General features: G+C 59.2%; 20 protein-coding genes. 10 read left to right on the top strand and 10 right to left on the bottom strand.

Annotated elements, in window-relative coordinates:
• Positions 1–37 precede the first annotated feature (37 nt).
• From Q8M73_08580 to Q8M73_08555, 6 genes are all read right to left on the bottom strand, one after another.
• Positions 38–1,330, bottom strand: a complete 1,293-nt coding sequence (locus Q8M73_08580) for an amidohydrolase family protein (GenBank protein ID MDP2288601.1) — start codon at positions 1,328–1,330, stop codon at positions 38–40.
• A gap of 145 nt (positions 1,331–1,475) precedes the next feature.
• On the bottom strand, positions 1,476–1,904 hold the full coding sequence (locus tag Q8M73_08575) for a hypothetical protein (GenBank protein ID MDP2288600.1): 429 nt from the start codon (positions 1,902–1,904) through the stop codon (positions 1,476–1,478).
• The gene (locus Q8M73_08570; GenBank protein MDP2288599.1) at positions 1,861–2,358 is read right to left on the bottom strand and encodes a MaoC family dehydratase N-terminal domain-containing protein; all 498 of its coding nucleotides are present in this window, start codon (positions 2,356–2,358) and stop codon (positions 1,861–1,863) included. The genes Q8M73_08575 and Q8M73_08570 overlap by 44 nt, the downstream gene beginning before the upstream one ends.
• Before the next feature lie 85 nt (positions 2,359–2,443).
• Positions 2,444–2,836, bottom strand: a complete 393-nt coding sequence (locus tag Q8M73_08565) for a MaoC/PaaZ C-terminal domain-containing protein (GenBank protein MDP2288598.1) — start codon at positions 2,834–2,836, stop codon at positions 2,444–2,446.
• Between the two features lie 11 nt (positions 2,837–2,847).
• Positions 2,848–3,378 (bottom strand): MaoC family dehydratase N-terminal domain-containing protein, encoded by a 531-nt coding sequence (locus Q8M73_08560; protein ID MDP2288597.1) that lies wholly within the window; start codon positions 3,376–3,378, stop codon positions 2,848–2,850.
• 39 nt (positions 3,379–3,417) lie between these two features.
• Positions 3,418–4,803, bottom strand: coding sequence for a VWA domain-containing protein (locus Q8M73_08555; protein MDP2288596.1), 1,386 nt, complete (start codon positions 4,801–4,803; stop codon positions 3,418–3,420).
• A 37-nt stretch (positions 4,804–4,840) separates the two neighbouring features.
• Between Q8M73_08555 and Q8M73_08550 the strand changes: the two genes are divergently transcribed.
• Complete coding sequence (locus tag Q8M73_08550) at positions 4,841–5,470, top strand: alpha/beta hydrolase (GenBank protein MDP2288595.1); 630 nt, start codon at positions 4,841–4,843, stop codon at positions 5,468–5,470.
• Between the two features lie 31 nt (positions 5,471–5,501).
• On the opposite strand, the gene Q8M73_08545 is transcribed toward Q8M73_08550, so the two are convergent.
• Complete coding sequence (locus Q8M73_08545; GenBank protein ID MDP2288594.1) at positions 5,502–6,380, bottom strand: MoxR family ATPase; 879 nt, start codon at positions 6,378–6,380, stop codon at positions 5,502–5,504.
• Positions 6,381–6,612: 232 nt separating this feature from the next.
• Between Q8M73_08545 and Q8M73_08540 the strand changes: the two genes are divergently transcribed.
• Entirely contained in the window at positions 6,613–7,881 is a 1,269-nt protein-coding gene (locus tag Q8M73_08540; GenBank protein ID MDP2288593.1) for an acyl-CoA dehydrogenase family protein, read from the top strand.
• Between the two features lie 62 nt (positions 7,882–7,943).
• On the top strand, positions 7,944–9,074 hold the full coding sequence (locus Q8M73_08535; protein MDP2288592.1) for an acyl-CoA dehydrogenase family protein: 1,131 nt from the start codon (positions 7,944–7,946) through the stop codon (positions 9,072–9,074).
• A 70-nt stretch (positions 9,075–9,144) separates the two neighbouring features.
• Here Q8M73_08535 and Q8M73_08530 read toward each other — a convergent pair whose 3' ends face one another.
• Positions 9,145–9,867, bottom strand: a complete 723-nt coding sequence (locus tag Q8M73_08530) for a TetR/AcrR family transcriptional regulator (protein MDP2288591.1) — start codon at positions 9,865–9,867, stop codon at positions 9,145–9,147.
• A gap of 165 nt (positions 9,868–10,032) precedes the next feature.
• Between Q8M73_08530 and Q8M73_08525 the strand changes: the two genes are divergently transcribed.
• From Q8M73_08525 to Q8M73_08505, 5 genes are all read left to right on the top strand, one after another.
• A complete protein-coding gene (locus tag Q8M73_08525) occupies positions 10,033–12,246 on the top strand; it encodes a heterodisulfide reductase-related iron-sulfur binding cluster (GenBank protein MDP2288590.1) in 2,214 nt (737 codons plus the stop codon).
• Positions 12,247–12,308: 62 nt separating this feature from the next.
• A complete protein-coding gene (locus Q8M73_08520; protein MDP2288589.1) occupies positions 12,309–13,091 on the top strand; it encodes an electron transfer flavoprotein subunit beta/FixA family protein in 783 nt (260 codons plus the stop codon).
• Between the two features lie 48 nt (positions 13,092–13,139).
• Positions 13,140–14,096 (top strand): electron transfer flavoprotein subunit alpha/FixB family protein, encoded by a 957-nt coding sequence (locus Q8M73_08515; GenBank protein ID MDP2288588.1) that lies wholly within the window; start codon positions 13,140–13,142, stop codon positions 14,094–14,096.
• Positions 14,097–14,224: 128 nt separating this feature from the next.
• Complete coding sequence (locus Q8M73_08510; protein ID MDP2288587.1) at positions 14,225–14,572, top strand: YciI family protein; 348 nt, start codon at positions 14,225–14,227, stop codon at positions 14,570–14,572.
• 10 nt (positions 14,573–14,582) lie between these two features.
• On the top strand, positions 14,583–15,821 hold the full coding sequence (locus Q8M73_08505) for a sigma-70 family RNA polymerase sigma factor (GenBank protein MDP2288586.1): 1,239 nt from the start codon (positions 14,583–14,585) through the stop codon (positions 15,819–15,821).
• Positions 15,822–15,834: 13 nt separating this feature from the next.
• Here Q8M73_08505 and Q8M73_08500 read toward each other — a convergent pair whose 3' ends face one another.
• Positions 15,835–17,109 carry a beta-galactosidase gene (locus Q8M73_08500; GenBank protein MDP2288585.1) on the bottom strand — a complete coding sequence of 425 codons (1,275 nt, stop codon included), beginning with the start codon at positions 17,107–17,109 and terminating at the stop codon, positions 15,835–15,837.
• 45 nt (positions 17,110–17,154) lie between these two features.
• Complete coding sequence (locus Q8M73_08495) at positions 17,155–18,603, bottom strand: PP2C family protein-serine/threonine phosphatase (GenBank protein ID MDP2288584.1); 1,449 nt, start codon at positions 18,601–18,603, stop codon at positions 17,155–17,157.
• A gap of 143 nt (positions 18,604–18,746) precedes the next feature.
• On the opposite strand from Q8M73_08495, the gene Q8M73_08490 reads away from it, so the two are divergent.
• Positions 18,747–20,150, top strand: coding sequence for a cytochrome ubiquinol oxidase subunit I (locus Q8M73_08490; protein ID MDP2288583.1), 1,404 nt, complete (start codon positions 18,747–18,749; stop codon positions 20,148–20,150).
• A 21-nt stretch (positions 20,151–20,171) separates the two neighbouring features.
• Positions 20,172–21,206 (top strand): cytochrome d ubiquinol oxidase subunit II, encoded by a 1,035-nt coding sequence (gene cydB / locus Q8M73_08485; protein MDP2288582.1) that lies wholly within the window; start codon positions 20,172–20,174, stop codon positions 21,204–21,206.
• Positions 21,207–21,239: the final 33 nt, after the last annotated feature.

Below are 21,239 nucleotides of genomic sequence, written 5' to 3'. Positions count from 1 at the left end.
AATTCTCCGGGGCCCTTCGTTGTGCGGTGGTCCGAGCCTATGCGGAATGCGCCAATGCGTAGCGGCGGCGGTATTCGGCCTTCGATGTCTCGCTGACATCGACATCGGTTGCTCGCGCACGCAGAGCACCGACTGTGGCATCCTCCTTGGCAATGTGCTTGAAGGGATCCCAGCTGAAGAATCGCGCAACATTCTCGTGCGTGATGAGGTCGACCTCCTTGTCGGTGCACTCGCCGTCCTGAAGTTCCTTCCACAGCATCTCCGGTGAACGTGGCCAGGTTGAGTCCGAATGAGGGAAGTCACACTCCCAGGCGATGTTCTCCACGCCGATGCGCTTGCGATTGTTGAGTGCGCTCGGCTCAGTGATGTAGCAGGCCAGGAAGTTCTTGCGCCACACCTCGGTCGGTGTCATCCCGTCCGGCAATGAACTGAGATGGGTCCACGCATGATTGGTCATGTGTCGGTCCATCCGGTCCAGCCACGGTGGCACCCAGCCGAGTCCACCTTCACTCATGGCGATCTTGGTGTCGGGGAATCTCTTGAGCACGCCACTGAGCATCAAGTCGGTGGCCGCGATGGTGGAGACGAGCGCGGCAAGAATGATGATGTCATCGGCGAAGAAGTTGCTCATGTCGGCGAAGTCCATCGGAGATGGCCGCTGGATCAAGCCGAATCCGCCGCCGATATGGAGGCTGGCCACCATGTTGGTGTCCGAGAGTGCCTTGAACACCGGATCCCAGTGCCCTGACCTGAACTCGGGATAGCCCACGCCGTATGGAGTCTCGGGAAGGCTGATGGATCGGCAGCCCATGGCTCCAAGGCGATGAATCTCCTTGACCGACTCGTCCATGTCATAGAACGGGATCATCCCCATTGGGATGAACCGCCCTGGGTGGTTGCTTGGGTTCTCGCCGACGACCCAGTCGTTATGCGCCTGGAATGCAGCAAGCGCCAATTTCTTGTCCGGCAGATTGGCCAGGTGCGTGCCGGCGAATCCGGTGAACGTTCCGAACATCATGGAAGCGAGAACTCCGTTGGCGTCCATATCTCGCACTCGCAGATCCATGTCGTAGACACCGGGGCGAATCTCGGAATGATCAGTTGCATCCATGCCCCATTCCTCTTTGGGCCAGGAGGCAACAGCGTTGAGCCCCGCATTGCCGATTGGCAGGCCCTGAAACACCCATGCCTGGAGGTCTGGGTTCATCGGGTGAGCCGTGAGCTTTGGGGCGTCACTCATCATGCTCTTGGGAAAGTGCTTCTCAAACATGTCCAGCGGCTCAACCACGTGATCGTCAATGCTGACCATCACCATGTCCTTCATTTCCATGGGGTTTCCCTTCGGCGGCAGTAAGGAGGGCGTTCGTGAACGGTAGAGCGGACGACAGTTGCTCACAAGAGTTCGAGGTCTATTGGCACGCGGTGCGCACAGATGCACCTGCCAGAACGCTGACAATCAGGACATACTTCGCCGATTACAGGCGCACGCGTGCGGTTCCAACTGCCAGGCGATCGCCTTCGGCTTCTTGTGTCCATAGATCCAGCGAGACCGTGTCGCCCTCGATGCCGGTCACCGTTCCGTACGCGGTGACGGTTTGCTCACGAAGATTCGGATTGCGGTACTGCACGTCGATGCGAAGGATCGCGCCATCAGGCCCGATGAACTGCCGAAGCAGACTGTGCAGGTAGGACCACTGCAGGTTGCCCATGCCGAAGGCCTTCGGAAATCCTTCGCTTCGCGCAGCCTCATCGTTCATCGAGTGCGGAAGAAACTCGTCATTGATGCCCGCGTAGCGGTTCCAGTTGTCGAAATCCGTGCGCCGGGTGAAGGGCTGAAGTTGGTCGCCTACCTGTATTCGACTAATAGCAAATGCCGGTATTGATGGTGCGCTTGACGAGTTCATCGCGTTGGTTCGTCCAGGTACTGATTGATTGGGTGATCAGCATCAGTCCGTTGCGACCTTGCCGCTCGGTGTACTCACCTACAGATTTCACATCGGTGATGACATCTCCAACGTGCATGCGTACGCCATAGGTGCAGTTCATCCCGCCGTTGAGGCCAGCGCGGAATTTCCATTCGGGGAACCCGAGAGCGCGCTCGTTGATGCCGTGGCGATACACGACGCTGCTGTCGTCGCCCTCAAGCAGTGACTCATACGAGGCAGGTCCCCAGGCAAAGGGATCGAAATCCTCAGGTGCATATTCGGCGTTCATGAACGTCTGTGGTGCTGGTTCTGGCCAGTAGACAGCCATTGCCCACTTGCGAATCGCGGACGCCTCAATCGGGTAGCTCACCGAACGTGAGCACAAGGTGCCGTTCGCGTTGATCACCGTGTCATTGAGATACGTCTCGGTCATTGCCTTCTCCAGAGAATTGAAGTGTCAGAAATGCGAAGGGGCCATCACGCATTGCACGATGGCCCCTTCACCTCTGTCTGTCGTGCTACTTGCCCATCTTCACTTTGGCTGAACCGGGAGCAAGCTTGGTGCCCTCTTGCTGCTCGGTCCAGACATCCAGGCTGATGACATCGCCATCGACTGCAGTGACCACGCCCTTGGCTGTCACGGTCTGGCCCTTCACGTTGGGGCTGCGGAACTGCACCTCAATGCTGAGGATCTCGCCGTTCTCGCCGACCCAGCTGCGCAGCATGTTGTGGAGGTAAGCCCACTGCAGGTTGCCCATGCCGAAAGCGCCGCCGTTGCCGGCTGCCTCTCCGGCTGCATCGTCCATGTGAATAGGCACGAACTCGTCGTTGACCGCTGCATAGCGGTTCCAGTTCGCAAAGCCTGTTTCGCGGGTGAATGTTGGAAGCTCGTCGCCAACCTTGACCGTCATTGTCATTCCTCCTAGTACCGAATCAAGGTGCTGGTGGTCCGCTTGACCATTTCACCGTTCTGGTTGACCCATGTGGACACTCCACGGCTGAACAGCATCAGGCCAAGGCGGCCTTCGCGCTCGCTGTATTCGCCGACCGAGTTGGTTCCCGTGATGACGTCGCCGACACCCATGCGAACGCCGTACTCGCAGATCATCCCGCCATTGAGCATGAACTTCAGGCCGGGGCCTTCAATGCCAAGAGCCCGCTCGGAGCTGTCGGGGTCGTTCACCATGCGGCTGGGAAGCCCGCCGGTGAGCAACAGCTCATCCTTGGCAGATGCCCAGGCGAAGGGGTTGAACTCCTCTGGAGCTACAAGACGGCCGTGCACTGTCTTGGCTGCGGCTGCCGGGTCGGTGAATACGTCCGGTGCCTTCTCTGGCCAGTAGACCGCCATTGCCCACTTGCGAATATCCGATTCACTGATCGGGTAACTCGTGGAGCGCGACGTCTCTGTTCCGACGGCGGCTTTCATAGCCTCCGAGATGTTGCTGTCTGCCATGGCTTCCTTTCATTTGTCGGAATCTTGTCGATTCCCGACTCAGTCCAACTCTTCGATGAATGCTTTCAGTTGGCGTACGTTTCTGCATTCGAAAACAGAACTGCAGAAGGGTGCATATTTGTGGATGACAGAGTCACCCTCGCCCCAGCTGACTTCACGTTCGGGATTCAACCAGAAGACTCGGTGCGCGCGCTTGGCAATGTACTCAACAGTTTCTACTGAGGGCTGCCGATAGTTCGATCGGCCGTCGCCGAGGATGAGCACAATGCTGCGACTGTTGACCTGAGGCCCCCAGCGTTTTACGAAGGTGCGAAAGGCTGCGCCGTAGTCAGATCGACCGTCGAGCCAGATTCCGCCCTTGTTTTCGTCGATGCGCTGAGCAGCCTCGGCGATGTTGTTGGAGGTCTGCATGATCTCGGTGACCTCGTCGATGCCATCGACAAAGACGAAGCTGCGCACGCTGCGGAACTGGGAGCGGATGGCGAAGGTCAGCTGCAAGGTGAAGGTCGCGAAGGATGCGACGGATCCCGAGATGTCTGCAAGCACGATGAGTTCGGGCTTGGGTGGGTGCGGCTTCTTGAATGCCAGATCAACGGGGACGCCGCCGGTGGACATCGAGTGGCGGACGGTGCCCCGAAAATCGATCGCGCCGTGGCGACCGTGCGAGCGCTTCTGGTGCAGCTTCTGCGCCAGCTGCACCGGCAGCGGGGCCAGGGTCCATTCAAGGGCCTCGATCTCGGCGGTAGATCCGGTGAGGAAGTCGATGTCCTCTGGCAGTTTGGCTCGAAGCGACCGCGCAACGGCTGTTGCGCCGCGGTCGGCGACCAGCAAGGTTCGTACTGCTGCTTCAACCTTCTGCTGCAAGGTCTCTACCTTGTGGTCGGCATCGCTCTCAGCAATGCGCTGCCGCAGATCAGCCCCTGGAGTCTGGGGATCGATCTGCTCCCGCTCGATGAGCTCTTCGCGAATGCCAGGCAGATCGAGTGCTCGAAGTACGCGGAAGACATAGAGATTGCCAGCGACCTGAGCGCCTTGCTGCACATTGGCCTTGCGCGAGACGAACACCTCGACCAGTGCGTTGACCATGAGTTCGTCGTCCTCGGCCATCGCCTCCACGAGCATGGCGTGCAGCTCGTCGTCCTCAAGACCCATCAGCATGTCAGCGACGGTTGTGCCGCCCTCTGATTCCTGGAATTCGATGTCGAATGCCTGGAGGCCGGAGAAGAACAGGTCAAAGACCGTGTCGAAGGCCTTCATGTGCTCAATGCGCTTGACCATCGTCGCGCACAATGCGGCCTTGACCTCCTGGCGGTTGCCAATGTCAATGACCTTCAGCGCCTTGGCCGCGTCAATGTGCTCGGTGGTCGACACCGGAATCCCGATTGTTCGCAGTTCGCGAACCAGACCCTCAACTGTTGAAAGCATGCTGCCTCCGAGCTCGGCTTCGGCTTATGCTCGCGCCATGTCCGCTCCGGTTGTGCTGGTCCATGGTTTGGGTTCTTCCTTCGATCACAACTGGGGGGTGACCGGCTGGATCGACATTTTGGAGTCTGAGGGCTTTGCGGTTGTCGGTCATGAACTCCCTGGCCACGGTGCCGCGCCCGTAGCTCCCGGCGGTGAGGCTGAAGCCGCGCAGCGCCTGGTGACCCTGGTGACCGAGAAGGCGCCGGTGGTGGGCATCGGATTCAGTGCTGGCGCTCGACTTGTGCTGCGTGCCGCTATTGCTGCGCCCGAGGCCTTCGACAAAGTTGTGCTGCTCGGTATCGGCGATGCCATGTGGAAAGAACGTGAGCAGGGCAGTGGCCAGATGCCGGACCTCGTGTTGCAGTTGCTGGAGACCGCAGGCAACGACCGGGCTCTTGTGCAGCAGTATGTCGAGGGCTTCAGTGCGATGCCGCCACTGAGTGAACTGTCGAAGCTGACGATGCCGACTCTTGTGGTGATCGGTGAGCGCGACATGGTGGGACCGGTGGATGAAATGGTCGCCGCTATGCCCAACGCGAGCGCACTGGTGCTGAAGGGTGTCGATCACTTCTCGACCACCTCCAACTTCACATGCCAGGACGCCGTGCTCCGCTTCCTTTCGGAATAGCGTCTTTCGGAGTAGCGCACTTCCGGTCGGCTCATGCGCCGGTCAGTTCCTCAGTTGCCTTGTCAATGTCGGCTTGGTGCTTCAGGAGCACCGACAGATGCTCGATCACGGTGTCCGTGGTGACGTCCTTTTGGCCCTGCAGCACCAGAACTCGGGCCCAATCCAGGGTCTCAGATACCGACGGGCTCTTCTTCAAATTGAGATCACGCAGGGTGCGCACAATGCGAGCGACCTGCTCCGCGAGGTTCTCAGTGATGCCGGGCACCGCAGCCAGAATGATCTCGCGCTCACGCTCGACGGTGGGGTAGCCCACGTGCATGAACAGGCAGCGGCGCTTCAATGCCTCTGAAAGGTCGCGGCTGTTGTTGGACGTGAGCACGACCATCGGGTGCTTGCGGGCAACGACCGTGCCGAGCTCAGGAATGGACACCTGGAAGTCGGAGAGGATCTCCAGCAGCAGCGCTTCGGTTTCAATGTCGAGACGGTCGACTTCATCGATGAGCAGTACGACGTCGTCCTCGGCTTGGATCGCCTCCAGCAGTGGGCGATGCAGCAGGTATTCCTCACCGAAGATGTCGTCCTCGATCGCGTTCCAGTCGGCAGCGGCCTCTTGGCGCACAGCCTGAATGCGCAGCAACTGCTTGCGGTAGTCCCACTCGTAGAGCGCACGGGACTCATCCAGGCCTTCGTAGCACTGCAGCCGAATGACGCGGGCGCCCATTGCGCGAGCAACGGCCTTGGCGAGCTCGGTCTTGCCGGTGCCTGCTGGCCCTTCGGCGAGCAGGGGCTTGCCGAGCAGGCTGGCCAAGGAGACAACGCCTGCAATGTGCGGGTCAGTCACATACCCAACCTCTGCCAATCTGGCTGCGGTTTCCGTGATGTTCGGAAAGGTGGCAACGGCCGTCGCCATGACCTGAGGGACGGGGTTGGACGAGGCGGACATGAGGCTCCTTTGGGCACAATTCCTTGCGACAAACATCTCGTACGGGTTGTTCGAGATCGGTTGACAAGGCCTGCGCCGAGTGGTCGTATTGCGAACTAGGTCGAATAGGCAGATATTTATCACCTTTCGGGCCTATCCGTAGTGCATTCATGATGTTAGTGGTCAGCCACACAGTGACCGCCGCAGAGTTGGGGAGTACATGTCAGACCAGAACGAATCCGTAGAGGACTTCCGTGCCCGCGCCAAGGCCTGGCTGGAGGCTGGCGGCCTGCCTAAGCGCAAGGATCCCGATGCGCATGAAGTGCGAGCTGCCGGAGAACCTGAGCATGAGACTGATGGCTTGGAAATCTGGGAGCGCAATCGTGAATTGCAGAAGACGCTCTTCGCTGGCGGTTTTGCAGGCATCTGCTTCCCGAAGGAGTATGGCGGCCAAGGCCTGAGCCGTGCACACCAACTTGCATTTGACGATCTGACGGTCGAATACGAGATGCCGCTGCTGCTCAACGTGCCTTCGCTATCAATCTGCTCAGCCATGATCTTGGACATGGGCACCGAGGAGCAGAAGCAGAAGTACGTCCGAGGCGCCATCTCCGGTGAGCTCATCTTGTGCCAGTTCCTGTCTGAGCCAAGTGGTGGCTCGGATCTTGCAGGTCTGCTCACCCGCGCCCAGCGTGACGGCGACACCTACGTCATCAACGGTCAGAAGACGTGGAGCACAAACGCCTTCGCCGCCGACTACGCCACCTGCCTGGTGCGCACCGACTGGGACGCACCCAAGCATCGTGGGCTTTCGATGATCATCGTGCCGGTGCACGATCCGGCAACGCATCTCAACCGATTCCGCATGGTCAATGGCGCCAACGAATTCTGCGAGGAATTCTTCCAGGATCTCGTCGTGCCTGCCGAGAACCTCGTCGGCACCGAGAACGACGGCTGGACTGTTGGACAGCGTCAGTTGTTCTATGAGCGCCAGGCAGTCGGTGGTGGCTCTGCTTACAGCAGTGGACGAGCACCAGACCGTGGTAGCCGCAGTGGCCTGTCGATCGAAGAGCTCGCCCGCTCGGTAGGCAAGGACAAGGATCCCGCCACTCGTGAGCTCGTGGGCTGGGCACACGCGCAGGACACCGTGAACCACCAGCTCATCAAGCGGATCACCATCGGCATGACCTCCGGCGAGTACCCGGCCATGGCAAGCACGATGATGCGTCTTGCGCACGCTGAGATCCCGCAGCAGAAGATGGACATGATGCTCGACATTGCCGGCGACCAGGCCGTCACCGGCGTTCCCGAGGGTGATGGCTTCCTGAAGAGCGTCGGCGTCTCGTACCTCATGCGACAGGGCGCGAGCCTTGGTGGCGGGTCATCGGAGATGAGCCGCAACATGATCTCCGAGCGTGTGCTGATGATGCCTCGTGAATACGCGGCGGACCGTGACGTTCCATTCAAGGACGTTCGCCGCGGCCGCTAGTTCGACCCTTCCTGATCATCGACCAATGCCCGCAAGGGTGAACAACTTTCTGAGGAGTCCGCATGGACCTGGAACTCACTGAGGACCAGAAGCTTTTCCGCACGACAACCGTGAAGTTCTTGGAGAACGAAGCACCCATCGAAAAGGTGCGCGAGTTGAACAAATCGGGCGAGGGTTTCCCGCGCGATTTCTGGAGCCAGGGTGCTGAGCTCGGCTGGGCAGCACTGCTTGTTCCTGAAGACCTAGGCGGCGGCAGCATCTCCGGCGACGGTTTCAAGGATCTCGCCATCGTGGCCGAGGAGTTCGGTCGCCTGACCTCGCCTGGCCCAATCATCGCGGTCAACGTGGTCATCGCTGGCCTGGTCGAGGGTGCAGCATCGGGCCCGGATCACTCAAGTGAGATCGAAGGACTCATGTCCGGCGAGAGCATCGGAAGCTGGGCGGCCTATGAGCCCAATGCTCAATGGGATCCGTTGAACCCCAGCACCACTGCAGCTGCCAATGGTGGCAACTACGTCATCACCGGTGTGAAGGATCGCATTGAGGTTGGCGCAGAGGCGGATGTGTTCCTGGTGTCGGCCAAGACCGACGCTGGGATGGCCTTGTTCCTGGTTCCTGCGGATGCTGCTGGCGTGACTGTTGAGGCTGTTGACTCACTGGACTTCGTTCGCCACTACGCGACGGCCCGCTTCGACGGCGTTACCGTGCCGGCCGAGGCGATGGTGGGCTCAGTTGCCACTGCCGCTGACATCACCGAGCGGATGTTCCAGGTTGCTGTCGCACTGCAATGCGCAGAGACCAATGGCGCAGTCGACAGGGTCTTCGAGTTCACCGTGCAGTGGGCCTTCGATCGCTACTCCTTTGGTCGCCCCTTGGCCTCCTACCAGGCGCTGAAGCACCGCTTCTCTGACATGCGCACCTGGCTTGAGTGCTGCATGGCCACAACCGATGCTGCGGTGCAGGCGGTCAATGATCGTGACCCCGAGGCTGGTCGCCTCGTCAGTGTGGCCAAGGCATATGTCGGCACCAAGGGAGTGCAGATCGTTCAGGACTGCGTGCAGATGCACGGCGGCCTGGGCGTGACCTGGGAGCACGACATTCACCTGTACCTGCGGCGCGTGATGGTGGACCGTCAGCTGTACGGCACTCCTGCCGACCAGAAGCGTCGCATCTCAGATCTGATTGGTCTGTAGTCGACAAGCGCACAACGTCAATGGCCGCCAGCATTTTGCTGGCGGCCATTGACGTTGTCTGAGATGGTGATTAGCGAATGAGCGCTCGCAACCCTTCAATGATGCAGTTGAGTCCGAACTCGTAGTCAACATCGGTCGAATAGGTGCGGTGCCAGTAGTCGCTGGTCGTCACAAGATTCGGATAGTCGGTGCCGATAGCGGCCATCGCTGCCGGATCATCGATGGGGAACATCTTCAGATTCGGGTCCTCGCCGCGCAGTCGCACCTGCCGAATCTTCTGCACTGTCCCGGTGGTGTAGGTCGACATGGCCTGGTACCCACGGGTGGCATCCTGCGGGCTCAGTCCGGCATCCATGAGGATGCCGACTTCGCTGTTCAGGCGCGCCATGAAGTATCCGCCTGGAGCGATCATCGACACGTGCGTGTACATCACCAGAAAATCGCTGATCACATCGTTGCCGAGAAAGATCCTGCGCATATCGGTGAAGTAGCGGCGAAAGTGCTCGTCCCAGGGCAGCCCCGCATGGTCGGGCAATCCTTGAAGGAACTCATCTGAGACTTGCGCAAGCATCGCCTGCAGGAGTTCATCCTTGGTATGGAAGTACCAATACAGACTCGTGACACCAACACCCAGTCGCTTGGCCAGTTTGGGCATGCTCAGTTCGTCGAGGTTCTCCTCGCGACACAACTTGAATGCCTCGGCCAGGATCACTTCCTTATTCAGCGATCCGCGCGGATTGCGCTTGCGACGGATGGGGACCTCAAGGGGTATCACCTGAGGATTTGACATCATGTGACGGGATTCTTGCACGTTGAGTCTGCTCATTGGGTACGTTCGACTCGGCCGGTTGGTCGTGGCTCATTTATGCTAAAGTTATAACTCATTGTGTGACTTGAGTGAGAACCTGGTATCCCCACGCAATTGACCCTCAGGGAGTGGACTTTCATGGAGTCGGACATGGTGTTGCGCCTGGTTGTTGGGCTTGCACTGACCATTGGAATCTTGGCTTTCGCGGGTCGTCGCCTGCTGTTCCTGGTCAAGCTGGCTCGAAGCGGAAAGCCGGCAACCGGGCGTCTGAGCGATCCCACTGCGCGCGTTCAGGCCGAGACAGTTGAAGTCCTTGGCCAGAAGAAACTGCTGAAGTGGACCATCCCGGGCATTGCTCACGTATTCGCCTTCTGGGGCTTCCTGGTTCTTGGTGCCACCATTCTTGAGGTCTACGGCGCCTTGTTCATCGCTGACTTCGCCATCCCTGTGGTGGGCCACTGGTCACTGCTTGGATTTGCCGAGGATCTCTTCGGCCTGCTCGTCCTCGTCGGCATCGTGATCTTCGCGATCCTGCGCCTGACCAACAAGCCCGAGGTCAAGGGTCGCTTCTCGCGCTTCTTCGGTTCGCACACCACTGGCGCCTGGGTCATCTTGTTCATGATCTTCAACGTGGTCTGGACCCTGTTCCTGTATCGGGCAGCGCAGTACAACGTGTCGCTTTACACGGGTGAAGAGCACTTCCCATTCATGGACGGGGGCGCCTTCGTGACTGAGTGGGTGGCCTCCTGGCTCTACCCACTCGGACAGACCGCAAATGAGATTCTTGAGGTCGTCGGCATTTGGCTGCAGATCGCGGTCGTCCTGCTCTTCCTGTTGATCGTGCTGCACTCCAAGCACCTGCACATCGGTGCCGCACCGATCAACGTCTTCACCTCGCGTCGTCCCAATGCACTTGGCCCGCTACTGCCGATCATGTACGACGGCAAGCCACTGAACTTTGAGGATCCACCAGACGATGCACTGTTCGGCAAGGGACACATCGCTGAGTTCACTTGGAAGGGCTATGTCGACTTCATGGCCTGCACCGAGTGCGGTCGCTGCCAGTCGCAGTGTCCAGCCTGGAACACCGAGAAGCCCCTGTCGCCGAAGCTCATGATCATGAACCTGCGCGACACCATGTTCGCGCAGTCTGAATACCTGTTGGCCGCCAAGGGCAATCACCCAGGTCTTGGCGAATTCGACGACGCTGCGCTGGCCGCAGTGAGCCCTGAGGTGCGCGCCCAAGTCGAGCGTCCCTTCATCGGTTCGCGCGAGGGCTCGGAGCATGCAGCTGAGGATGGCTACACACCTGACGGCCACCGCACCAGCCATCCTGATCTGCCGATCATCGATGAGGAAGCACTCTGGGCCTGCACCACTTGCGGTGCCTGCGTGAATCAGTGCCCGGTTGACATCGAGCACATCGACCACTTCATCGACATGCGTCGCAATCAGGTGCTCATTGCCACGGACTTCCCGGCAGAGCTCAACGGCTTGTTCAAGAACCTTGAGAACAAGGGCAACCCGTGGGGCATGAATGCCTCGGATCGCAACGCCTGGATCTCCGAGGTGGACTTCGAGGTCAATGTCTTTGGCGCCAATGGCGAGGACACCATTCCCGATGATGTCGACTACCTGTTCTGGGTCGGCTGCGCTGGAGCATTCGAGGATCGCGCCAAGCGCACCACCAAGAACGTCGCCGAATTGCTGAACATGGCTGGCGTCAACTTCATGGTGCTGGGTGAGGGCGAAACCTGCACCGGGGACCCAGCGCGGCGCGCCGGCAACGAGTTCCTGTTCCAGATGCAGGCTGCCCAGAACGTTGAAGTGCTCAACGAGATCCAGGCCAAGAAGATCGTTGTGACCTGCCCCCACTGCCTGAACACTCTCAAGCGCGAGTACCCACAGCTCGGTGGCAACTACGAAGTTGTCCACCATTCAGAGCTGTTGGCCGAGCTCGTCAAGGCAGGTCGCCTGACTCCGGTCAACAAGATTGATCAGACCGTGACCTATCACGATCCCTGCTACCTGGGCCGCCATAACAAGATCTACACGCCTCCTCGCGAACTGGTGTCTGCTAGCGCAGAGAAGGTTGTTGAGATGGAGCGAAGTGGCGACAAGAGCTTCTGCTGCGGAGCCGGTGGTGCCCGTATGTGGATGGAAGAGCGCATCGGCTCACGTGTCAATCAGAACCGTGGCGATGAGGCTATCGCCACGGGAGCCAAGCGGATCGCCGTGGGATGTCCGTTCTGTTCAGTCATGCTCAATGACGCGGTCACAACACGCCAGCAGGACCCGGCCCGGGCGATTGGCGTTGAAGTGGTTGATATCTCCACACTTCTGCTTCAAGCATCAAAGTCCTAGCATTATCCAGTTATCCATCTGAACGCTGCGCGGTTTCCAGCCGCACTCGAAAGGAATGACTCGTGAAGATTGCTGTATGTGTCAAGCAGGTCCCAGATACTTGGGCTGAAAAGAAGCTCAAGGATGGCAGCGGCATTCTTGACCGCGAGTCGGTCGAGGGCGTCATGAATGAACTCGATGAGTACGCCGTGGAAGAAGCGCTCAAGATCACCGAGGCAGATGGCGGCGGCGAGGTTGTCGTGGTTTCCATGGGCCCAGAACGTGCCGGTGAAGCCGTGCGCAAGGCATTGAGCATGGGCGCCGACTCTGGCATTCACCTGGTTGATGACGGCCTGGTCGGTTCAGATGCAGTCGCAACCAGCTATGCCCTGGCCAAGGTGCTCGACGGCCGTGGTTTTGACCTCATCATCTTCGGATCTGAATCAACCGATGCACGCATGAGCGTTGTCCCTGCAATGGTGGCCGAGCGCTTGGGCCTTGCCCAGCTGACCTTTGCCAACAAGGTTGAAGTTGCCGGTGGCAATGTCACCATCGACCGCGTGACCGACAACGGCATTGAGACCATTTCGGCTGCCGCCCCAGCAGTCGTGAGCGTCGTTGAGAAGATCAACGAGCCTCGCTACCCCTCCTTCAAGGGGATCATGGCCGCGAAGAAGAAGCCGGTTGAAACCCTTTCCGTGGGTGACGCGGGTCTTGACGCAGGCCAGGTCGGCATTGGTGCCGCATGGTCCACGGTCGACAGTTTTGCTGCACGTCCCCCGAAGGCTGCGGGCGTCGTCGTGCAAGACGAGGGCAACGGTGGCGTGGCCATCGCTGATTTCCTTTCCGCGCAGAAGATCATCTGACGCTCACCACATTTCCCTGGTTTTAGAACTTCGAAGGAGTCGTTTCACATGGCAGAGGTACTCGTACTGGTAGAAGCCGCTGATGGTGCGGTCAAGAAAGTCACCACCGAATTGCTCACACTTGCACGCACCGTTGGTGAGCCAAGTGCTGTTTGGATTGGCCCGGGCTACAGCGACGCAATCGCTGCGACCCTAGGTGAGTTTGGTGCAGCAAAGGTCTATGTCGCCGACGGCGCCCAGTACATCGATCACCCAGTAGCACCCAAGGCTGAGGTGTTGGCAAAGCTCGTGGCCGATGTGTCACCCGCGGCTGTCATCATCGCGTCGTCGGCTGAGGGCAAGGAGATTGGCGCTCGCCTTGCAGTGCGCACCAACTCCGGCATCATCACCGATGCTGTCGGCCTCAGTGCCGACTTGATCGCCACTCAGAGCATCTTCGGTGGATCAACGGTTGTGCAGTCCAAGGTTTCCTCGGGCACCCCGATCATCACGATCCGTCCGAACTCCACTGGCCCAGTGGCAGCAGCTGGGGCGGCTGCACGCACAGATGTGTCGGTTGATCTTTCGCCGGCGGCAACCTTGGCGACCATCACTGGCCGTTCGGCAGCAGTCAAGGGTGGACGCCCAGAGCTCACAGAGGCAGCGATCGTTGTCTCCGGTGGTCGTGGCGTTGGTGCGGCTGAAGGCTTCGGTGTGATCGAGTCCCTTGCTGATGCACTGGGTGCGGCTGTTGGCGCATCGCGCGCCGCAACCGACGCAGGCTGGTACCCGCACACCTTCCAGGTCGGCCAGACTGGCAAGACGGTTTCGCCTCAGCTCTACGTCGCCAATGGCATCTCCGGTGCGATCCAGCACCGTGCTGGCATGCAGACTTCCAAGATGATCGTGGCGGTGAACAAGGATGCGGAAGCGCCGATGTTCGAGCTCGCTGATTTCGGCGTTGTCGGTGACTTGTTCGTCGTCCTTCCGCAGTTGACTGAAGAGGTCAACAAGCGCAAGGCGTAGTCGACCGGTCCTATTCAAGAGCCCCAGTTCCTTTTTGGAATTGGGGCTCTTGCATTGTCCATCTCGCGTGCTCCCATTCGTCCCTAGGATGAAGCCGGCGAAAGGCGCTGGCAGCCAAGGAGGTCGTGATGCCCGAGTACGTCGCAATGGTTTACAGCAAGGACGTCGACTGGAGTCTGCCCGAGCATGCAGCGGAGATGGCTGAGTACGGCGCCTTCAATGAAGCAGCCGCAGCCGTACTGCGCGGTGGAGCAGCGCTGTACCCGACCGCCACGGCCACCACAGTGCGTGTATCAGGCGGAAAGGGCGGAGATGTCCTTGCCACAGACGGACCCTATGCAGAGACAAAGGAAGCACTGACCGGCTTCTTCATCATGGAGTGTGCTGACCTGGATGAAGCAATTGCCTTGGCAGCAAAGATCCCGGCCGCTTGGAACGGCGCAGTGGAGGTTCGACCCGTGCTGCCAATCATGTGAGGACTCCTCATTGACCCCCGATGAGTGGATCTCGCCCGCAGAGGCTGCTGAACGTGCGGTGCGTGCTGACTATTCAAGGATCCTGGCAACCTTGATTCGTATGACCAGAGATGTGGATCTGGCGCAGGATGCGCTGCAGGATGCCGCGGTACGCGCCTTGCAGACCTGGCCTCGCGATGGAGTGCCTGACCAACCGCGAGCCTGGCTCACGGTCGTGGCCCGAAGGTGCGCGCTGGATCGCATTCGGCGAGACAAGGCACGAGAGGGCAAGGAGGCCGAGTCCGTGTGGCTGCTTGAGCACGAAGCACCAGAGCCTGAGGCGTCGGTGGTGCGTGATGACCTGCTCCGATTGGTCTTCACCTGCTGCCACCCCAGCTTGTCGCTGGATGCTCAGGTGGCCTTGAGCCTGCGGACTCTAGGTGGACTGAGCACCAACGAAGTAGCTCGGGCCCTGATGGTGCCAGAGGCAACGATGGCCAAACGACTGACGCGGGCCAAGCAGAAAATCGCGCAGGCGCATATTCCCTACCGCGTACCTTCGGATGCCGAACTGCCTGAGCGGCTGCCGGCCGTGCTTGCGACGGTCTATCTGATCTTCAATGAGGGATACGCAGCCGCAGGCGGGCCCGATGCAATGCGCGCGTCATTGGTCGATGAGTCCATTCGGCTGGGCCGGCTCCTGCACGAGCTGATGCCAGACGAAGCGTCGATCTCTGGCCTCTTATCCCTCATGCTTCTGCAGGACTCTCGACGGGCGGCCCGCATCGACGATGCCGGAGCCGTTGTGCTGTTGGCCGATCAGGATCGAAGCCTTTGGCGAGACGAAGCTATTCGTGAAGGAGTGGAGCTCGTCGGCGAAGCATTGCGCAGAACTCCACAGCGCCCAGATCCCTACGCGATGCAGGCAGCCATCGCTGCCTGTCACGCGATAGCTGTCGACTATGCAAGCACTGATTGGGACGCGATCATCTCCTGGTATGACGTACTGCTCAGAATTGAGGAGTCGCCAACGGCACGGCTTGGCCGCGCTGGTGCAGTCAGTGAACGCGATGGTCCGCAGGCCGGACTCATTGAGGTCGACGCAATCACAAGCTTGGAGGGATATCCGTGGTGGCATGCATCGCGCGCAGAACTGCTCGCTCGCCTTGGACGCCTCGATGAAGCCGAAGCAGCAAGTCAACGTGCACTTGCGCTTGGCTTCAACGAAGCTCACGCGAGATTCGTTGGTCGCATGCGCGTAGTGACCTGAAAGCCAGGTGTGATCAGGCGGCGTTCAAGCGCACTGGAGCAGCAGTCTTGATGGTCTTGCCCTTGATCGGGTTGCATCCAACGAGCAGATTGCACATCTGACTCGCGCCCTTGGGCACTGCGAAGGTCACTGGCTTCTCCGTTGTGCTGTACACGATCTCGAAAGCCTCGCCATCCTTGACGAACTTGCAGGTCGTGCCCTTGGCCTTGCCTTTGCCCTTGGCCTCGGTGACGCAACCATTGAATCTGGCGCCCACGATCCAGTCTTCTAGAGTCTCAAAGGCCTTGGCTCCGGGGGTGTTGGTGAACATCTGAATTCCCCAAAGGTCGTTGTACGGCTCCCAGCGGTACCAGTAGACCCGCTCAATGTTCAGAGCAAGAGCGTCCAAGTATGTGCGCGCCACCCAGGAAGCTGCCTTGGTGCCATCGATATCAACATCGGGGTTCTTGGGTCCAGGTCCCTTGAGGCCGAAGTTGTTCTCGGTATCCCACATGGGCTTGACCGGAGCCTTGGCCTGCTTCAACACTTTCTGCCACGCAAGCGCCAGAGCCGCCCGATCCACGGGAGTGCCCAAGCTGGCTGGGTAGGTGTGAGCGGCCCAGACGTCGATGGGCCACCCCTTGGCGCCCAGAGCGGCAAGGAAGGCAGGGTAGAACTTCATGAAGGCACCACTCAAGCGAGTGCCGGTGCTTGGGGCAACCACGATCGCTGCGGGGTCGATTGCCTTGATGATGTCGTAGGCACGTTTGGTCAGATCGGCCATCTCTTGCGGGGATCCGGTGAAGAAGGTACTCAGATTGGCTTCATTCCACGGCTGGTAGGAGGTGATCTGCCCCTTGTAGCGGGTCACCACCGCCGTGACCCAGGCATTCCACCATTCAAGATTTCGGGGCATGCCAGCCGCGCCTGGCACGGGCAGCGCTTCAGGTGAAGGATCGTCGGTGGCCCAAGCCGGAGTACCGGAGAGCACCATCAAGATGTCGTTGGTTCCATTCTTCTTCGCGGTTGCCACCGCGGTGTCCAGCGCGGTCCAGTCGAAGACTCCTTGGGACTTCTCGATATTGGCCCAGCTGGTCTGGTTGTCCCAAAGACGCAAGGAGCCGATTGGCATGGTCGGCCAGAGCCCGTTCTCAGCGTTCTGCACCTGCATACCGAAAAGTGTCGCCGGGATGATCTGTCCCTTGGTTTGGGCAGCGGGTCCCGGAGAAGGGGCAGCTGTGGCTTGGGAGATGAACGCACCGGCGATCAACGCGGCGGTAATCATGGCAAGTGGGCGGTTCAGTCGCATAGTCGCAATGGTCGCATTCGAGCCTGTGAAGTTCCTGTTAGAACGCTAACGATTTGGCGTGGCAATCATCACTGTGACGTCGTCCTGCCAGAGGGCCGACTGCTCGCGAGCCTGGGCTAGGAGCAGTTCCATGCACTCGGCGGATTGGCCGCCGGATTTGACCCACATGTGCTGTGCAAGCAGCGAAAAGCTCGCACTTGGAGCGTGTTCAAGCAGGCCATCTGTGGCAATCAGCACTGCCGAATCCTCCGCGAGACCCACCTTCCCCAAGCGCCAGTAGCCGCCGAGGTCGCTGATGATGGGACCCGTGCTCGGGAGTTCCAGCGCGCCGTGTCTTGAGACGATTGCTGCATCCTGGTGACCAGCAGAGCAGTACGTCAGTGTGCCTCCCTGCAAGATCCCGATGAACAGGGTGAGGAACATCCCAGGCGCATGACGTCGACTGGCGAGTTGCGAGCAGATGACTTCTGGGGACTGGAGGTGCATCAATGCTGAAGTGACGAGGGTGCGACTTTCAAGAGCGAGCATTCCTGCGCTGACGCCGTGTCCGCTCACATCGGCCACGGCGAAAGCACGGACGCCGTCACCAGCGTCACCGGCCCACCACCAATCGCCAGCGATGACTCCTTCGATCGGACGGTGGTAGCCGATGATTCCACTGACCTCTTGATCGTGTCGATCAAGTTCACTGCGAACAGCGATGGTGAGCGGCGAGGACTGCGCGAGGGCTTGGTTGGCTTGATCACTCGCATCCTGTTCGTGAATCAGTGAACGGCGCAATCTCTCTGCATCGTGAGCAACCGCCGAGATTTCGCGCGGCCCTGTCGGCCGGATTGCGTGCGCGATATGTCGCGTACTGCGCTCAAGGTCCTCCCGCAATCCGATCAGCGGTCTGAGCACCCTGAAACGCAGGCCGAACATCAGGAGAGCCAACAAGGACAGGAGGAGCAAGGTTTCGATGACTGCGGTGATGCGCAGCGCCGTGTTGGTGTGATTCAGTGATGCACGCACCTGAGCGGCACCAGAATCCAACTGAGCAAGGCGGACCTCAGTTGTACGAACAAGCGCTCGCTCTGAATTGAAACTGGTGACGTGTGCGCGCTGCGGCTCAGCGAGCGTGATGGCCGAAGCTTCATCTGCAATCCAGGAACTTGCCTCCTTGCGGGATGCCAATGCCAATGCCATCAGATCTGGCGAGCCATCGGGCAGTTGCATCTGGCTCACAGTTTCCTGAAGGCGAGTAATCGAGAGTTCGGCCTGATGGTGAGTGCTTGGCATGGGACTCGACACGAACCTTGCTAACGCGGCACTTACGGCCAGTTCGGCTTGTAGCAGCTCTCGATTCATGACACGGGCGGGTAGCCAGAAGTCATGAAGTTCAGCTCGAGCGTTACGCGCATTGAGTTCGTCATCGATGATCAAGAACCCACAGACTGCAACAAGACTCACGCTTGCGACAAAGGCGCTGCGTGACCACGTCGTCAGACTCAGCACGACCACTCCCCCGAATGCGCAACTCTGTGGCAGAGATTACGTTGGCGTGAGAGTGAAGTCAGGACTTTGGTCCCCACATCTTTGGTCAGTTGCACCATTTGTCGCTACTACTGTTGCTGGCAGCCGAAGCTGGGAGAGGCGCAATGAACCTAGATCTGTCGCGACTGCAATTCGCGATGACCTCTATTTACCACTTTGTCTTTGTGCCCATCACTCTTGGGACAGTGTGGTTCGTTGTTGGATTTCAAACAGCATGGGTACGCACCGGTAATCAGAAGTATCTGCGGCTGACGAAATTCTTCGGAAAGCTCTTCCTGATCAACTTCGCCATGGGGGTCGTGACTGGAATCGTGCAGGAGTTTCAGTTCGGGATGAACTGGTCTGACTATTCAAGGTTCGTGGGTGATGTATTCGGCGCGCCGCTGGCAATGGAGGGCCTGCTGGCATTCTTCCTGGAATCGACATTCCTCGGGCTGTGGATCTTTGGCTGGGATCGGCTTCCCAAGCGTCTGCACCTGGCGACAATCTGGGCCGCGGCGTTTGGAACGCTGTTTTCGGCCTACTTCATTCTGGCTGCAAACGCGTGGATGCAGCACCCCGTTGGCTACGAGATCAGTGAGACCACCGGACGTGCGGTCATGAATGACATTGGTGCAGTGCTCTTCCAGCCTGCATCGGTTGCAGCCTTTGTGCATACGATCACGGCCGCCTTCGTCGTAGGTGGCGCCTTCGTGGCCTCTGTCGCGGCTTGGCATCTGGCCAAAGGCCGCGATGTCGATGTCTTCAGGCCTGCAGTGAAGGCAGGTGCCTGGGTGATTCTGATTGCGGCACTTGGCGTGTCCATCTCTGGCTCGGAGTTCGCAAAGGTGATGGTCAATGACCAGCCGATGAAGATCGCGGCAGCTGAGGGTTTGTACGAGACAACGACCAACGCACCATTCTCACTGCTCACCATCGGTGACCTGTCTGGCGACAGCGCAACACCGATAGTTGAGGTCCCTGGCATGCTTTCGTACTTGGCGACGGGATCTGTTGATGGCACTGTGCAAGGCATCAACAACCTGCAAGCCCAGTATGTGCAGGAATTCGGACCGGGCGACTACGTGCCGTATGTACCGATGACCTACTGGTCATTTCGAGCCATGATCGGCTTTGGGATGATCGCAATGCTTTACGCAGTGTGGGCTTTGTGGCGATTCCGAGGTGGACGTTCGCCTAGAAGCCGGGCGTTCGCATTCTCCACAGCTGTGGTCACGTTGCTGCCGCTAGCCGGAATCTCAGCAGGTTGGATCTTCACCGAGGTCGGCCGGCAGCCTTGGATCGTGTTCGGCCTTCAGACCACTGCCGATGGAGTGTCTCCCGTCATGAGTTCGGCGGACATTCTGATCTCCTTCTTTGGCTTCCTTGGGCTCTACATCGCCCTTGCCATTGTTGAAGTGCGATTGATGCTGAAGGCGATCAAGGCTGGACCGCCAGCCGAAGTCAATGAGGACCCTTACGGGGATCCGCCTCAGGATTCCGACAAACAGCTCTACTTCGCATACTGATGATGGCATTGGGGAACTGACATGGATCTGGTCACAGTCTGGTTCGTGATTATCGCGTTCTTCTGGATCGGCTATTTCGTGCTGGATGGCTTCGATCTCGGTGTGGGGATGCTGCTGCCGGTGATCGGCAAGAATGAGATTGACCGTCGGGTGATGATCAATTCGATCGGGCCGGTCTGGGATGCCAATGAGGTCTGGCTGATCGTTGCTGGAGCTGCCACCTTTGCCGCATTCCCGCTTTGGTACGCAACCATGTTCAGTGGCTTCTACCTGTTGTTCTTCGCCGCACTTCTTGCGCTCATCTTTCGCGGCGTTGCCTTCGAGTATCGAGGCAAGCATGACACCGCTGCTTGGCGAAAGGGCTGGGATTTAGCCATCGTCTTGGGTTCTGCTGTGCCAGCCTTCGGCCTGGGAGTCATCTTCGGCAATGTGATCGGTGGATCCATGCTGGAGTCGATCACGGGTGATGCATCGAATGCTGATTCGATCAACTACGTCGGCAGTTTCTTCGGGCTTTTGAATCCCTTCTCTTTGGTGCTTGGCGCAATGACGTTGACGGTCTTCGCAACGCATGGCGCCTTGTTCCTGGCATTGAAGACCTCGGGCGCTGTTCATGAAAGGGCACGCAAAACAGCCACGCTGGTGGGGCTGGTCGCCGCTGTCTTCGCGGTTGTCGCCTTGCTTTGGGCCCAGGCATTCAGTGATCGGGTGGTCGTCACACTTCCACTGGTGCTGATCGCGGCAGTGCTCTGGCTCGCAGGCCTTGGAATGAATCTCCGTGATCGCAACGGTTGGGCCTTTGTGTTGAGTGCCGGAACAATCCTGTTCGCTGTCGCTGCGCTCTTCCTTGGGCTCTATCCGAACGTCATGGTGAGTTCTGTTGATCCAGCATTCAACCTGACTATTGCGAACTCTTCGAGCCAGTCGTACACGCTCACCGTGATGACCATCGTTGCCGTGGTTATGGCTCCCATCGTCCTGCTGTACCAAGGCTGGACCTACTGGGTTTTCCGGAAGCGACTGACCAGCGAAATGATCCCGGTCTCTGCCCACTGAAAACTCAGCTCGAGTACCGGTCACAATGACCAA

The organism is Actinomycetota bacterium, assembly GCA_030684515.1.
In the GTDB taxonomy this organism is placed as follows: Bacteria; Actinomycetota; Actinomycetes; order S36-B12; family S36-B12; genus UBA11398.
This window is presented reverse-complemented; position numbering and strand designations above follow the sequence as displayed.